Origin of the sequence: Alicyclobacillus vulcanalis (assembly GCF_900156755.1) — a bacterium.
In the GTDB taxonomy this organism is placed as follows: domain Bacteria; phylum Bacillota; class Bacilli; order Alicyclobacillales; family Alicyclobacillaceae; genus Alicyclobacillus; species Alicyclobacillus vulcanalis.
The window spans coordinates 423,972-437,653 of the sequence record NZ_FTOO01000001.1; the positions used below are offsets into that span (position 1 = coordinate 423,972).

Here is a 13,682-nt window from a genome sequence, read left to right on the forward strand (position 1 = left end):
GCGCGGGCGCGCGGCGAGCGCTGGTCATTTTGCGCCCGGCAAGTGGCAGACTCCATCTCTTGCCGGGGGCGAGTGGCTGCGGTATCGTTATAAGGCTGATGACCGGTGTGGAGGAAGGTGATGTCCTATGCGCCCGCAATCGCTGCTCAAGTCGTACTTGTGGGAGCATCGCCTCGGCTATCTCGCCTCGACCCTTTCCATCCTCGTCTCGGAGTGGATCTTCGTCCAGTTTCCCAACGTGCTCGGCCGCTTCACCGACGCATTGAGCGCCCATCGGTTGAGCGGCCGAGGCATTTTCGTCTACGCGCTGCTCCTCATGGCCGTCGGGACGTTGTACGTCATCTTCTACGGGATCGGCCAGTCCCAAAACGGCCGTGCCGCCCGCGGCTTCGAGTATCTGCTGCGAACCAGGCTGTTCGCCCATTGGGAGAAGATGGATGTCGATTACTTCCGCAGGCGCAGCATTGGCGATCTGCTGAGTCACGCGATGAACGACGTGCAGCAGGTTCGGGAGGCGCTCTCTGGGGGGCTCAACGTCCTGACGAACGCCGTCTTTCTCCTCATCGCAACGCTCGTCATGACGTTCACGACCGTCAGCTGGAAACTCACGCTTCTCAGCATGATCCCGCTCGTCTCCATTCCCTTCTTTGTCGTCTGGATTGGTCCGAAAGTGCGGGCTTCGTCTCGACAGGTGCAGGAAGCACTGTCCTCGATGTCAGAGCTCGCGGAAGAGAGCTTCACCGCCATTCGCCTCGTCAAGGCGACCGCCAACGAGCCCGTCGAAGTCGCGCGATTTGCCGATCGCGTCGAGCACATCGTCGCCGGTCAGATGTCGCTCGTGCGGAAACAGGCGGCCTTTCAGTCGATCATCCCCACCGCAAGCTCTGTCGCGTTTGGCATCGCGCTCTTATACGGCGGTTGGCTCACCATCGAACACGCCATTCCGCTCGGCTCGTTCGTGGCGTTCACGCTTTACCTGGGCCAGCTGGTCGTGCCCCTGCAGCAAATCGGCCAAGTCATCAACTCCTATCAGCGCGCCTCCGCTTCGATGGCCAGGCTCGACGTCCTGCTTCAAGAAGTGCCAGCGGTCGCGGATCCTCCGCATCCCGTCGTGCTTCCCAAAATCGAAGGCGCCGTGGACATCGATCTCGACGCGTTCACCTATCCCGACGGGAAACGGCCGGTCCTGCGCGACATCCACCTTCGCGTTCGGCCTGGGCAGACCATCGGCATCGTGGGCCGCACGGGCTCGGGCAAGACGACGCTCGTCAGCTTGCTGCCCCGAATTTACGATCCGCCCGCTGGCGCCATCCGCGTGGATGGCTGCGACGTGCGCGATTTATCGCTCGAGCAGCTGCGCAAGGCCATCGCCTTCGTTCCGCAGGACGGTTTTCTGTTTTCCACCACGCTCCGCGAGAACATCGCCTTCGGCCGACCGGACGCGTCCGATGACGAGATCGAGGCCGCAGCGCGCGCCGCGTGTCTCGAGGACGACGTGGCTCGCTTCCCGGACGGATACGACACCATCGTCGGCGAGCGCGGCGTCACGCTGTCCGGCGGACAGCGTCAGCGGACGGCCATCGCGCGCGCCTGGTTGAAGAACGCGCCCATTCTCATCCTGGACGACAGCCTCTCCGCCGTCGACATGGAGACGGAGAAGCGCATCCTCGCCTCGTTTCGCGCCATGCGCCAGAGGCGCACGGTCTTTGTCATCGCCCACAGGCTCTCCGCGGTGCGCGATGCCGACTGGATCTTGGTGATGGACGAGGGGCGAATTGTCGAGCAGGGAACCCACGATGAACTTGTGCGCCGAGGCGGTGTGTACGCCGAAATGTATCGGCTGCAGGCAAGGGAGGAGGAGGTCTCGTGAAGCGAGAGGGAGCATCTTCGGCGCCAAGCCTCAGGTCGCTCGCGCGACTTTTGCCCTTTGCCCGACCGTACGCGTGGCAATTCGCGTTGGTGATTGCGCTCGTCATTGTGTTCAATGCGTCGAGCGTGATGCAACCGTATCTCGTGAAGATTGCCATCGACCAGGACATCAGCACGCGCCACCCCAACCTGCACGGCCTTTGGGACATCGCGGCGCTGTACATCGGAGTGGTGGTCGCTGGCGTCGCAGCCAACTACCTGCAGAACACGCTGTTGCAGCGTGCCGGGCAGAGCGTCATTCGGAGCATTCGCGTGGGCCTCTTCGCGCATATCGAGCGGCAGTCCATGCGTTTTTTTGACAGTCGGGCCGTGGGAGCTCTCGTGGCGAATGTATCGAACGACACGGAGACGGTCAACCAGTTTTTCACCAACTTCTTTTTGAGCATGATTCGAGATGGATTGTCCATCATCATGATACTCATCGCCATGTTTCGCCTGGACGTGCGGATGGGGCTCTTTTCATTGGTGCTCGTGCCCATCATCTTCGCCGTCGCGGCGGGCTTTCGCGGTGCGCTTCGGCGCCGCTATCAACGCACGCGCACGCTGCTTGCGAGCCTGGTGGCCTTCCTCGCCGAAAACCTCGCTGGCATGCGGATCACCCAGCTGTTTCGGCAGGAGGCTCGCCAGAGCGAAAAGTTTCGTCAGCTTGCTGGCGAGCACCGCGACGCCAACATCCGCGAGTATCTGACGTCGGTGTGGTTCAACCGCACGTTTGAGATGCTCGGCAACCTGTCCGTGGCCGCCGTGGTCTACCTCGGTGGCACAGCCGTCGTCCACGGCGCCATCCCGTTCGGCACGTTGTACGCGTTCATACGCTACATCCAGCAGTTTTTCCAGCCCATCAACGCCATGACGCAACAGTGGAACACGCTTCAGTCTGCCATGGTGGCCGCCGAGCGCATCGGCCAAATCTTCGCCATCGAGCCGGAGGTTAAGGATCCCGAGCGTCCCGCCACACTTCCCGCCGACGCGCGCGGGCGCGTCGAATTTCGACATGTCACGTTTGGGTATGATCCGCGCCATCCCGTGCTTCGAGACGTGACCTTCGCCGCGGAACCGGGATCGTTCGTCGGGATCGTCGGACCCACCGGCGCGGGCAAGAGCTCGCTCATGAGCTTGCTCCTCCGGTTTTACGATCCCGACGAGGGCGATGTTCTGATCGACGGTGTGCCCGTGCGCGCGCTGTCGCAGGAGGCGCTGCACCGGTTCGTCGGGATCGTCCAGCAGGAGGTCCACCTGTTCACGGGTACGCTGCGCGACAACATCCGCCTGTTTCGCACGGACATCCCGGACGAGCAAGTCGAAGCGGCCGCTCGCGCGGTCGGGGCGGATCGCGTCATCGCCAAGTTGCCGGACGGGTACGACACCTTCATCTATGGCCGCGGCGCCAACCTGTCGATGGGCGAGCGGCAGCTGATCGCGTTTGCGCGCATTGTGGCGCTCGATCCTCGCATTCTGATTCTCGACGAGGCGACGGCCAACCTCGACAGCCAGACGGAGCAATGGGTGCAACACGGACTGCGGGCGGCGAGCCGGGGCCGCACCACGCTCGTCATCGCGCACAGGCTCGCGACCATTCGCCACGCGGATCAAATCCTTGTGCTCGATCACGGCCGAATCGTCGAACGGGGTCGCCATGAGGAATTGGTGCGCCTCGGCGGGCTCTACGCGCGGCTCGAGGCGCAAAGCGGCGTGGAATCGCGCCTGTACTCGTGAGCGCACCGCGCCAGGCGGGCCGAAGCATCGGACAGGGGAGATGAGAGACGCCGGAACGCCTCTATGCTATGATGGTAAGGACGTTTGGCAAGGAACGTGCAACCTGCCTGCGGGAGGAATCGCGGTGACGCCCAGAACCCAGTTCACGTTAGGAGACATCTTCCGCATCTCGCTGTCGGCCTATCGCCAGCGATTTCGGTCCCTGATGGGCATCTCGCTTGTGTTTTTATTGCCGTTTGACGTGATCAACGCGTATGTGCAGACGAGGTTTCTCAGCTCGGATGGCGCCTCGGGGAATTGGATGGCCAAGGTCCAACAGGCTCATTCCCTGAGCGAGGCCCTGGCAGCCGTCCCGCAGGCGTATACGACGTGGATGCCGTTTGTCGTTTTGCTGTATTCGCTCGCCGTCCTGCCGCTCATGGCGGTGGCCACAAGCCGGATCACGGTCGGAATGGTGGTTCACGGCCTTGATGTGCCGGTGCAGGAGGCGGGCAACGACGCCTTCCGGAAATGGCCCATGTCGTTCGCGACGCTCGTCATGGTCTATGGCCTGTATGGCGTGTTGCTGCTCGTCGCGTCCTGGCTCATCGGTCTGTTGGCTGGATTCGCGGCGAGTGCCTCGCAGGCGTTCGGCATGGCAGTCGCGGTCATGGGCCTGTTGGCGGCCTTTGTGGGATCCGTCTGGTACTGGGTGAAGGTGGCCTTTGTTCCGTACGTCATCGCGGAGGAAAAGCGCGGGTTTGTCGGGGGCATTCAAAGGTCGTTCCAGCTGACCAAGGGCGAGGTCTGGCGGTTGATCGGCTTCTTCGTGGCACTGTCCGTCGCATTGTCCGTGGCAGACGGGTTTTTTCTGCTCGTGGGCAGCGTCTTTGCGCTCATCCCGGGACTTGCGATGGTGGTCTCCGTCGCCGCCTCACTCATCGTCGTGCCTTACGGCTTTGTAGCGCTCGCAGTCATGTACATTGATCTTCGTATGCGGAAGGCGTGAGGACGCTTGGCTCGACTTGCATCGTGGATTCGGCTGGACGCCGTCATTCTCCTCGGCTGGCTTCTCTACTTTGCCTATTCGGCCTCGTCTCCCTTGAGCGATCCCGACACTCCCTGGCACCTCGCGACCGGTGCTTGGATTTTGGCGCATCATCACGTGCCGACCCACGATCCGTTCTCCTGGTCGATGCGTGGACAACCCTGGGTCACGCAGGAATGGCTGTTTGAGGTCGTGCTCGCGTGGTGTGCCGCGCATTTCGGCTTTCCGGGCGTGTACGGCATTCTTGTGGGGCTTGAGACGCTCACCGTCTGGTTCGTCTACCGCCTGTCGCTGCACCTTTCCCGCGGCAACGCCGTCTTTTCCGCGCTCGCCGCTGCGCTGGCCGTCGCGGCCGGCATGCCGTTTTGGGTGGTCCGGCCACAACTCGTCTCTTACATGATGTTTTCCTTATTTCTACTCTTGTTGGAGCGCGTGCGAAGGGGGCACGTCCTCTACGCCTTTCTCCTCATCCCACTCACGCTGATCTGGGCAAACGCGCACGCCAGCGTGTCGATTGGCATCGCCATGATTCTGTTTGAGGTTTTCGTCTCCTTCCTGCCGACGATCGGGCGGTTTCGGGGACAACCCATGCCGATGCGCAGGCGGGCACTGCTCTTCGCCATCGCCGTGTTGTGCGTAGGCGTGGGGCTCTTGAATCCCAACGGAATTCACGAGTTCACCTACGCCCTTCTCTCGAACAATGCCCTCATGGTCAACTCGATCGCGGAGTGGCATTCGCCGAACTTCCATAGCCAATACTACAAATACGGCGTCATTCCGTTTCTTATCATCCTTCTGCTGGTCGCGATCGCGCGCAAACGCAAACTTCCGTGGAAATGGGCGCTCTACTTTTTCGCGTGTTTGGCGTTGACCCTCGTGTACCAGCGCTTCATGCCCTATCTCGCGATCTCCGGTGCGCCGCTCATCGCCCTGTTGAGCAGGGACTGGCTGCGCGTGTTTCTGCGGCCCAAGCGACTGCTGCGCTTCGTGTGGCTCGCGGCGATGTTGGGCGAGGTGGCCGACTTCGGGCTCAAAGTTCCGGCGCTTGGCGGCCCCGTATCCGCACATATGAATCCGAACGTCTACCCAGTGGCAGCTGTGGACTATCTCAAATCCCATCACATTCCCGGGCCGCTCCTCAACGCGTACGACTTCGGCGGATATCTGATCTACAGGGGCGTGCCCACCTTTGTCGACGGCCGCACCGATATCTACCTGCGATCCGGCCTCTTCGCAAATTACATGGATTTGCAGAATCTCGCGCCCGATGCGCCCGCGCTCCTGCAGCAATACCATTTTCAATCCGCGATTCTGCCGCCGGGCTACAGTTTGACGACCTATCTAGAGAACAACCCGAACTGGACGCTCGTCTATTCCGACAACGTCGCCCTCATCTTCGTGCGCAACGCGTCCACGACAGGGTAGGGAGGATGAAAGATGACGTCGATGGCATGTCCCTCGTGCGGCGAACGAGCCCGTTCTGTTCCCCTTCGCACCGTGAAGTCGCTATTGACCGGTGCGGCCCTATCTCGTCTGCATCCCGACGACGATTTTCACTTTTGCGCGACTCCGGGCTGTGAAGTCGTCTATTTCTCGGCTCAGCAGTCGTTTGACCTGGATGACGTGCGCGTGCCCGTCTTCCAGAAGGACGCCTCCAGCGCCGCGTGTGTCTGCTACTGCTTCGACTGGACGCGGGAGGCCCTTGTCGCCGCGCTCCATCGCGGAGCGCGCCCCGATGAGGAAATTCAAGAGCACGTGCGCGAGCGCCGCTGCGCCTGCGATCTTCGCAACCCCCAGGGTACCTGTTGCCTGGGCAATGTCCGATCGGTGCTCGCGCATGCTCGCCAGCGTTCGCAGGGTGGTTTGGGCGAGGAAGATCACACCCAGCGCAACTGATAGCCGGGGTAAAAGAGGCTCAAGATCTGGTTAAAAGGAAGTTTCGCCACCTTCGCCCAGTACTCCGTGCCCCACTGGGACATGATGTACGTGCCCACAAACGCGTAGTTCGGCCGCCCTTCGTAACCCTGGCGGTAATCGAGCGGTTTAATGGCCCCGTCAGGCGGCACGAAGACCATGTTCCACGTCTGCTGGACGGCCAAATCCGTCTGATAGTGGCCGCTCAGGTATTTGAACGTCTGATAGTTGGTGGTGTTGTCCACGTCGTACGTCCATCCATTTTCGGTGTGCGGGTGCAACGTCCAATACCATGCAAACATCTTCACCGCGATCGCGCCCGCCTTCAGCGCCTCTTCATTCCAGCTTGGAATCCATTCGTTCGGCAAGACGTCTTCACAGTACTCTTCGAATCCGATGGTCTGCACGTACAGAATGGGCGCCGTCGGGTTGTTGTAGGCTCGGATCGCCACGCGGATCACCGAGGGATAGGGCGTGTTAAAGATCGTCTGTGCGTGCACAGGCGGGGCCACGGACCACCCCGCGACGAGCGCCATCCCAGACAGCACAAAACCCAGGCGTCGCAGCCAACTCATGTCCAATCACCTCGACGATGCGGATGCTTGTTGTGCGCTCCACGGTGGATTCCCCGGCTCGCCTGGAATCGGACTTTGCCGCTTGAGGTGCAGCTCGGACGCGTACCGATCGATGTATCCGACGAGATCGAACGAACTGAAATTGCCCAGGGACGCGCTCGGCAGATTGCGCGCGTTCGGGCGGATCGGCTGGAGAATCACGGGCTGAATGGTATGCTCCGTGATGGGGATGACGAACACCGCCTGCTCGTTGTACCCATCGGCTGTGACGATGGCATTCACCACGCCTTTGGCATCGTACTTTTCGTTCCACTTGGCCTTGTACATGGGCACGTGCGCGATGTAGAGCCCATGCGTGTCGGTGAGGCCCGTGGCCACAATCTTTCCCTCGTGGTTGATGACGATGACGCGAGCTCCCGCCACAACGGTGGTGGTGGACGATCCGACTCGAAACTCAATTTCCCCTTGGTCTCGCGCATGCACCGAAGCCGCGGGTCCCCACGTGAACCCGACGATGGCCAGGGCGAGCGCGGCGATGCTCACCAGCCGAATCATCCGTTTGAACATCTCAGAATCCCTCCTTTGGCTCTTGATCCTCACCCTGTAAGGAGGGTGCCCGAAATGGGTTTCAATATGAGGCCCTCGACTTCGAGAATTTGTCGCATGCAACCAACGATTTCTCGTTGCGCCGCAAGTCGTTTCGCTATAGCATGTTCACGTAGCATTGCTTTATCTCGATGAAGTTCTAACTTGAGAAAGGGGTCTGTGCTTTGAGCGTTGAACGTGCAAGCGAGCGTGCGGCTGCACGCCCTGCTTTCATCACGTCGTCGCGGGAGGTGGGCTTGCGGCGCGACCTGAGATCCCGCCATCTTTCGATGATCGCCATTGGGGGCGCCATCGGCACGGGCGTATTCGTGGCGAGCGGATCGTCCATCTCCACAGCCGGTCCGGGAGGGGCTCTGCTGGCGTACATCATCGTCGGGATCATGGTGTACTTCGTGATGACGAGCCTCGGCGAAATGGCGACGTTCATGCCAATCGCCGGTTCGTTTGAGCAGTACGCCACGCGCTTCGTGGACCCGGCCCTCGGCTTCGCGCTGGGATGGAACTATTGGTACACGTGGACGGTGACCCTTCCGGCGGAACTCGCGGCGGGTGCCATGGTCATGCGGTACTGGTTTCCGCACGTCCCGGCGGTCGTTTGGAGCGCGGCGTTTTTGGCCATCCTGTTCGTCCTGAACGTCGTGAGCGTGAAGGGCTATGGGGAAGGGGAGTACTGGTTTGCCGGCATTAAAGTGCTTACCATTCTCGCCTTCATCGTCGTGGGACTCGCCATGATCTTTGGCATCCTCGGAGGTCACCCGGTGGGATGGCACGTGTTTATGACGGGCGGATCGCCGTTTCACGGAGGATGGATCGGCTTTTTGAGCACCGTGATGGTGGCGGGGTTCGCGTTTCAGGGGACGGAACTCGTCGGGCTTGCTGCCGGCGAAAGTGACAACCCGGCCCGCAACGTGCCGCGCGCGATTCGCACGGTGTTCTGGCGGATTTTGCTCTTCTACGTTCTGGCCATTTTTGTCATTGGCATGCTGATTCCGTACACGGACCCCAACTTGCTGAATGCGAGCTTGAACAACGTCGCCATCAGCCCGTTCACGCTCGTTTTTCGCCGCGCGGGGTTCGCGTTGGCGGCTGCCGTCATGAATGCCGTGATTCTCACCGCAGTGTTGTCGGCCGGCAACTCTTCGCTTTACGCTTCGAGCCGCATGCTCTGGGCGCTGGCGTGCGAGGGGAAAGCGCCCAAGGTATTCGCGAAGGTGAATCGCCACGGTGTGCCGATGAACGCCCTGTACGTCAACACCGCCATCGGATTCGTCGCGTTTTTGTCTTCCGTCGTCGGCAATGGTGCCGTCTACACGTGGATGCTCAACGCCGCAAGCCTGACCGGATTTCTCGCATGGCTCGGCATCGCGGTGAGTCACTATCGATTTCGCAAGGCGTACGTCGCGCAGGGGCGCTCGCTTGACGATCTCGTCTACCGCGCCAAGTGGTACCCGTTCGGGCCGCTCTTCGCCGCCGCGCTTTGCGCCATCGTGATCATTGGCCAGGACACAAGCATCTTCACGGGCGGGAAGATTGACTGGATGGGCGTGGTCGCGACGTACATCGGCATCCCGTTGTTCTTGGCGCTTTGGTTTGGGTATAAATGGATAAAAAAGACGAAACTGATTCCCTTGCAAGAGGTGCGTTTCGAAGATTGAGAGCGTCGCTTCCGTGGCCGTGGCGAAGGTCCATTCACCGTTGGCTGGGACAGCCTGCCGCCCGCGGCTCGGCAGGAACCCTCTTGCCGTGGGTGAACGAAGGGCGACGTCCATGTGCGTGACGGGTCTTCAACGCTCCGTCATGGCGCATCACGGGGAGAGACAAAGAGAGAGGCGGCCGTGTGGCCGCCTCTCTCTTATGCGCGGTTCGACTGAATTTTTTCTTCAATCCGCTCGGTTTGTTTCTTCATGTACCGGTTGAACCCGATGATTCCGAAGCTGATGAACAGGATCAGCGCGACTTTGGTCAGCATAGGCTCTGCACCTCGAATGACAGAATTCCAAGGATGAAAGGTCTTTACCCACAGTCTAACCAAGTTCCCTTGAATTAAACTTGGTGCGGCCCTTCTGCCTTGAGAACGAATCTGCCCATCCTGAAGGGGCACCTGCGGTCGAAGCCGCGCGATATTATTCACTCCGCTCGAAATGCTTTGGCATGTCCTCGCCTTTGCTTGGTGGTCAATTTGCGATACGCTCCATAAGAAGTGGTGCGCAAGGGAGGGTTCATCGCATGCCCGAGACGCACAAGGTGTTCGTCTACGGTACATTGCGCGAAGGCCAGTCGAATCGCGGCGTGATGACGCCACACCTCGTGAAACAACACGGCTTGGGGCGGATCCGGGGTGTGATGTACGACTGGGGTGCGTACCCTGCTCTCACGCTCGAAGAGGCCGGTGAGATCGTCGGCGAGTGGGTCGAGGTGACGGGCGCCGGCCTGAAGGCGCTCGATCGCTTGGAAGATTACCCGCACCTCTATCAACGCGACATCGTTGAAGATCTCGAGAACGGGCTTCGCGGCTGGGTATACCATATGCCCGCGGCGAAAGCCAGAGCGGGCGGTGCTCCCATTCCAAGCGGAGATTGGGTGTGGCACTGCCTGCGGTCGCGGAAAACGTGAAAGGACGCCCATGCCGAGCGAGCTTCTGAAGAGACTAGACCGTGCGCATGGGGGTGCAGCTTATGGACGTCGGACGTTCGCCCGTGCCGTATCTGCAGGCGGCGCGGGCGCTGCGCAGCGTCGGACAGGGCGTCGCGATCGTCGATATGGCGCTCTACCTGAAGGAAATTGGGTGGCGCGCGACGGCCATCGGCGGCGTCATGTCGGCCGCGGGCGTTGCGGGTGCTCTGCTCATTCTGGTGGTGGGCGTGGCCTCGGACCGCGTCGGGCGCAAGCCCTTCCTCTTCGCATACGAATGCATGACGTGTTTGGCTGCTTTTGTGGTGGCCGTGAGTCGCAATCCGGTCGCTCTGGCGGCGGCCATTATCGCCACGGGATTTGGGAGAGGGCAAAATGGCGCCGCCGGGCCCTTCACGCCCGCCGAACAGGCGTGGATGGCGCAGAGCGTCGGGCGGGATCGCAGGAGTCGGGTATTCAGCATCAATACGGCCATCGGCTTTTTCGGCATGGCCCTGGGCTGTGTGCTGGGCGGATTGGATCGCATGTGGCGGCACGCGTTGCCTGGTGCGGCTGCCTTTCGCCCGCTGTTTACCGGCATCGCGCTGTTATCCCTGCTGTGCGCGTGTGTGGTGTGGCTGGCGCCAGGGGGCGGCCGCACGCGGGCGGAGCAGAGAGAGGGCGGAAAGCGGAGTGACAACGCCGACCAAAGCGGCGCGGTGGCGCCAGGGGAAGCGCTCGACGGCACATCCAAGCGGCGCGAGGAAAACCGAAACATCGCGAAGTTCGCCTTTGTGAACTTGTTGAACGGGCTTGGCGTCGGCTTTGTCGGCCCGATGATGTCGTATTGGTTTGCCGTCCGGTTTGGCGCGACGAGCGCGCAAATCGGAGGAACCATGGCTTTATCCTTCGTGGTCACCGGGCTGTCCGCCATCCTTTCTGGATATTTGGCCGATCGCGTCGGCATGGTGCGCTCGGTGGTGTGGCTTCGCCTGCTGGGCGTCGCGCTGATGGTCGTGCTGCCGCTCATGCCCACGTTTGCCCTGGCGTCCGCTGTCTATGCCGTCCGCGGCGCCTTGAGTCGCGGCACGCAGGGCGTGCGATCCGCCCTGGGGTCAAGCTTCACAGGGGACGAGCGGCGTGGGTTCTCGCTCAGCATGAACTCGTTTTTTACACGCGTCGCATCGGCCGTCGGGCCCACGGTGTCGGGTTGGCTGCTGGATGCGGGCAGCTTCGCGTTGCCCTTTTTCTTTGCCGGTGCCCTGCAGCTCGCGTCGACCGTCCTGTACGGCCTATTCTTCCGATCCTTTGACGGCGGCCCAGGTCGGCGAAGGTGAGGCGCCTTGCCGCGCCAAGCATGATGTGCCCGGGTTGCGCCCGGACTGTTCTCGCTGCACGTCCGTTCAAGTGCCGGATGGAGGCAGAGGGACTGGTATCTTTTTCAGGATGGGTATAAGCTGGGGATGAAGACTTCCGTGCAAGAGCGGGGGAGAGTCGTGGGCGCGACCCTAGGGCTATTCTACCAAGGCTGCGAGGCGCTGTGGCGCGACACCAAGTACGCCGTCATGGCACGCAATTACGCGTATGTCAAGGAGCTGTCTTCCTCGCTGCGCCTAGCTCGAGCGGACGAGAGTGCGCTTCGCGCGTGGCTGTACAGGCTCAAGTGCATCGAGCGAGAGCCGACGACGTTGTCTGCCCTTCGCAATACCGCGTACCACCTCCTGGGGTACTGGAAGGACCGCATGGCGCCGGCGGATCGCAGGCGGCTTGCGGCACAGGTTCTTGACGATCCGGCAGGCGTCATTTCAGAGCTTGGCGAGCGCGTGCTGCGCGAGGGGCCATCGTACCTTGCGACATCTTATGTGTTTCGCGATGAGCCGTGGCGCGAAACGCTGTTTCGATATCAGGGCCGCGTGTACCGCATGGACGTGGATGCGGAACAGGCGCTTGCGAAGGGCGATCCATCGATGCTTCTGGTGCGTATCTATGGGGTGGAAGAGACAAGCGAGACGCGTTCAAACGGGGACAGGCCCGGCTAGGTCTGAGGGGGTGGCGGCTTGAACTTGACGCTGTTCACGGATTACGCCCTGCGCGTCTTGATTTATGCGGCGAATCAGCCGCAGGGCAGGCTCGTGCAGGTAGACGAGATCGCGCGCGTGTACGGCATTTCGCGCAACCACCTGACCAAGGCGGTGCATCGCCTGGGACAGGCGGGCTACTTGGAGACGGTTCGAGGCCGTGGCGGAGGCATGCGCTTGGCTTTGCCGGCTGAGGAGATTCGCATTGGCGAGGTCGTGCGGGCCATGGAGGACGATTTTGCCGTAGTCGGCTGCTTCGCGGACGCCAGCTGCGTGCTTCTGCCCGGATGTCGGCTGAGGCGGGCGCTCGGCGAAGCCGTGGACGCGTTTCTGGAGACGTTAAATCGCTATACGCTCGCGGAGGTCGCGTTGATGGCTGCGCCGGCGTTTCGGGAACGCTAACCTCGGCAGGAGTCTGCTTCGGCGCGAAGAATACACACGAGGGAACTGCGGTGAGACAGCGCTTGTATCCGCGCTGCGGCCGTGGTACAGTAGGCTTAGTAATCCGATAACCAAAGTTGGAGAATGGGAGAGATGAGCATGTCCGAAGTGCACACGCTGCCCCGTCTCAACGAGCCTGCGCCCGATTTCGAGGCCAACACGACGCACGGGAAACTCAAGCTGAGCGACCTGCGCGGAAAGTGGGTGGTGCTGTTCTCGCATCCCGCCGATTTCACGCCCGTCTGCTCGACGGAGTTCGGCGCTTTTGCCCGCCGCCACGAAGAGTTCGAGAAGCGCAACGTCCAGCTGATTGGCCTGTCCATCGACAGCGTCCAATCCCACCTCGCCTGGGTGCATGACCTGGAGAAGGCGTTCGGTGTGAAGATCCCGTTCCCCGTGATCGCCGATCTCGACATGAAAGTCGCCAACCTGTATGGCATGATTCACCCTGCGGCCAACAACACCTCGACGGTGCGCACCGTGTTCTTCATCGACGACAAGGGCATTCTGCGCGCCATGATCTACTACCCGATGAACGTCGGCCGCAACATCTCGGAGATCCTGCGGGTCATCGACGCGCTGCAGACCGCTGACAAGAACGGCGTGTCCTGCCCGGCAGACTGGCAGCCGGGAGATCCGGTGGTGGTGCCGGCGCCGGCAACGCTCGATGCCATCGAGAGCGAGGAAGAGGCGGCGGCCAAGGGGCTCGAGTACAAGACCTGGTATCTGCGCATGAAGAAAGTTTGACGCATGCCACAGCGAAGGCCGTCCCGGACAGGAACCGGG

Annotated in this window: 13 protein-coding genes; 11 read left to right on the plus strand and 2 right to left on the minus strand. The window is 61.5% G+C overall.

The genetic code is table 11. From position 1 onward, the window contains the following. The first annotated feature begins 127 nt into the window (after window positions 1-127). The 5 genes from BW934_RS02065 (at window position 128) to BW934_RS02085 (ending at window position 6,568) form a co-directional block, all read left to right on the plus strand. A complete protein-coding gene (locus tag BW934_RS02065; RefSeq protein ID WP_076344538.1) occupies window positions 128-1,870 on the plus strand; it encodes an ABC transporter ATP-binding protein in 1,743 nt (580 codons plus the stop codon). Next, a complete protein-coding gene (locus BW934_RS02070) occupies window positions 1,867-3,645 on the plus strand; it encodes an ABC transporter ATP-binding protein (RefSeq protein ID WP_076344540.1) in 1,779 nt (592 codons plus the stop codon). The genes BW934_RS02065 and BW934_RS02070 overlap by 4 nt, the downstream gene beginning before the upstream one ends. A 124-nt stretch (window positions 3,646-3,769) precedes the next feature. After that, the gene (locus tag BW934_RS02075) at window positions 3,770-4,633 is read left to right on the plus strand and encodes a hypothetical protein (RefSeq protein WP_076344542.1); all 864 of its coding nucleotides are present in this window, start codon (window positions 3,770-3,772) and stop codon (window positions 4,631-4,633) included. Between the two features lie 6 nt (window positions 4,634-4,639). Beyond that, window positions 4,640-6,097, plus strand: coding sequence for a hypothetical protein (locus BW934_RS02080; RefSeq protein WP_076344545.1), 1,458 nt, complete (start codon window positions 4,640-4,642; stop codon window positions 6,095-6,097). A gap of 12 nt (window positions 6,098-6,109) precedes the next feature. After that, window positions 6,110-6,568: a putative iron-sulfur cluster-binding metallochaperone gene (locus tag BW934_RS02085; RefSeq protein WP_143232500.1), complete on the plus strand. Its 459-nt coding sequence runs from the start codon at window positions 6,110-6,112 to the stop codon at window positions 6,566-6,568. Here the strand turns inward: BW934_RS02085 and BW934_RS02090 are convergent. Then, window positions 6,550-7,161: a SpoIID/LytB domain-containing protein gene (locus tag BW934_RS02090; protein ID WP_076344547.1), complete on the minus strand. Its 612-nt coding sequence runs from the start codon at window positions 7,159-7,161 to the stop codon at window positions 6,550-6,552. The two genes, BW934_RS02085 and BW934_RS02090, sit on opposite strands and share 19 nt — an antisense overlap. Before the next feature lie 6 nt (window positions 7,162-7,167). Then, window positions 7,168-7,728 (minus strand): hypothetical protein, encoded by a 561-nt coding sequence (locus BW934_RS02095; protein WP_076344549.1) that lies wholly within the window; start codon window positions 7,726-7,728, stop codon window positions 7,168-7,170. Window positions 7,729-8,036: 308 nt separating this feature from the next. Between BW934_RS02095 and BW934_RS02100 the strand changes: the two genes are divergently transcribed. The 6 genes from BW934_RS02100 (at window position 8,037) to BW934_RS02125 (ending at window position 13,643) form a co-directional block, all read left to right on the plus strand. Continuing rightward, complete coding sequence (locus tag BW934_RS02100) at window positions 8,037-9,422, plus strand: amino acid permease (protein ID WP_076344714.1); 1,386 nt, start codon at window positions 8,037-8,039, stop codon at window positions 9,420-9,422. Between the two features lie 571 nt (window positions 9,423-9,993). Continuing rightward, the gene (locus BW934_RS02105; protein ID WP_076344551.1) at window positions 9,994-10,380 is read left to right on the plus strand and encodes a gamma-glutamylcyclotransferase family protein; all 387 of its coding nucleotides are present in this window, start codon (window positions 9,994-9,996) and stop codon (window positions 10,378-10,380) included. Window positions 10,381-10,442: 62 nt separating this feature from the next. Next, a complete protein-coding gene (locus BW934_RS02110; RefSeq protein WP_084182424.1) occupies window positions 10,443-11,714 on the plus strand; it encodes an MFS transporter in 1,272 nt (423 codons plus the stop codon). 126 nt (window positions 11,715-11,840) lie between these two features. Beyond that, window positions 11,841-12,416 (plus strand): YbgA family protein, encoded by a 576-nt coding sequence (locus BW934_RS02115; protein ID WP_076344553.1) that lies wholly within the window; start codon window positions 11,841-11,843, stop codon window positions 12,414-12,416. Between the two features lie 18 nt (window positions 12,417-12,434). Further along, window positions 12,435-12,857, plus strand: coding sequence for an Rrf2 family transcriptional regulator (locus BW934_RS02120; protein WP_076344555.1), 423 nt, complete (start codon window positions 12,435-12,437; stop codon window positions 12,855-12,857). Between the two features lie 132 nt (window positions 12,858-12,989). After that, window positions 12,990-13,643, plus strand: coding sequence for a peroxiredoxin (locus BW934_RS02125; RefSeq protein WP_200805704.1), 654 nt, complete (start codon window positions 12,990-12,992; stop codon window positions 13,641-13,643). Window positions 13,644-13,682: the final 39 nt, after the last annotated feature.

What these genes read in the sequence shown, in the direction of transcription:
- BW934_RS02100 (WP_076344714.1), top strand. Translation starts at nt 8,037, where the DNA reads ATGATCGCCATTGGGGGCGCCATCGGCACGGGCGTATTCGTGGCGAGC.
- BW934_RS02065 (WP_076344538.1), top strand. Translation starts at nt 128, where the DNA reads ATGCGCCCGCAATCGCTGCTCAAGTCGTACTTGTGGGAGCATCGCCTC.
- BW934_RS02125 (WP_200805704.1), top strand. Translation starts at nt 12,990, where the DNA reads ATGAGCATGTCCGAAGTGCACACGCTGCCCCGTCTCAACGAGCCTGCG.
- BW934_RS02090 (WP_076344547.1), bottom strand. Translation starts at nt 7,161, where the DNA reads ATGAGTTGGCTGCGACGCCTGGGTTTTGTGCTGTCTGGGATGGCGCTC.
- BW934_RS02110 (WP_084182424.1), top strand. Translation starts at nt 10,443, where the DNA reads ATGGACGTCGGACGTTCGCCCGTGCCGTATCTGCAGGCGGCGCGGGCG.
- BW934_RS02115 (WP_076344553.1), top strand. Translation starts at nt 11,841, where the DNA reads ATGAAGACTTCCGTGCAAGAGCGGGGGAGAGTCGTGGGCGCGACCCTA.
- BW934_RS02095 (WP_076344549.1), bottom strand. Translation starts at nt 7,728, where the DNA reads ATGTTCAAACGGATGATTCGGCTGGTGAGCATCGCCGCGCTCGCCCTG.
- BW934_RS02105 (WP_076344551.1), top strand. Translation starts at nt 9,994, where the DNA reads ATGCCCGAGACGCACAAGGTGTTCGTCTACGGTACATTGCGCGAAGGC.
- BW934_RS02085 (WP_143232500.1), top strand. Translation starts at nt 6,110, where the DNA reads ATGACGTCGATGGCATGTCCCTCGTGCGGCGAACGAGCCCGTTCTGTT.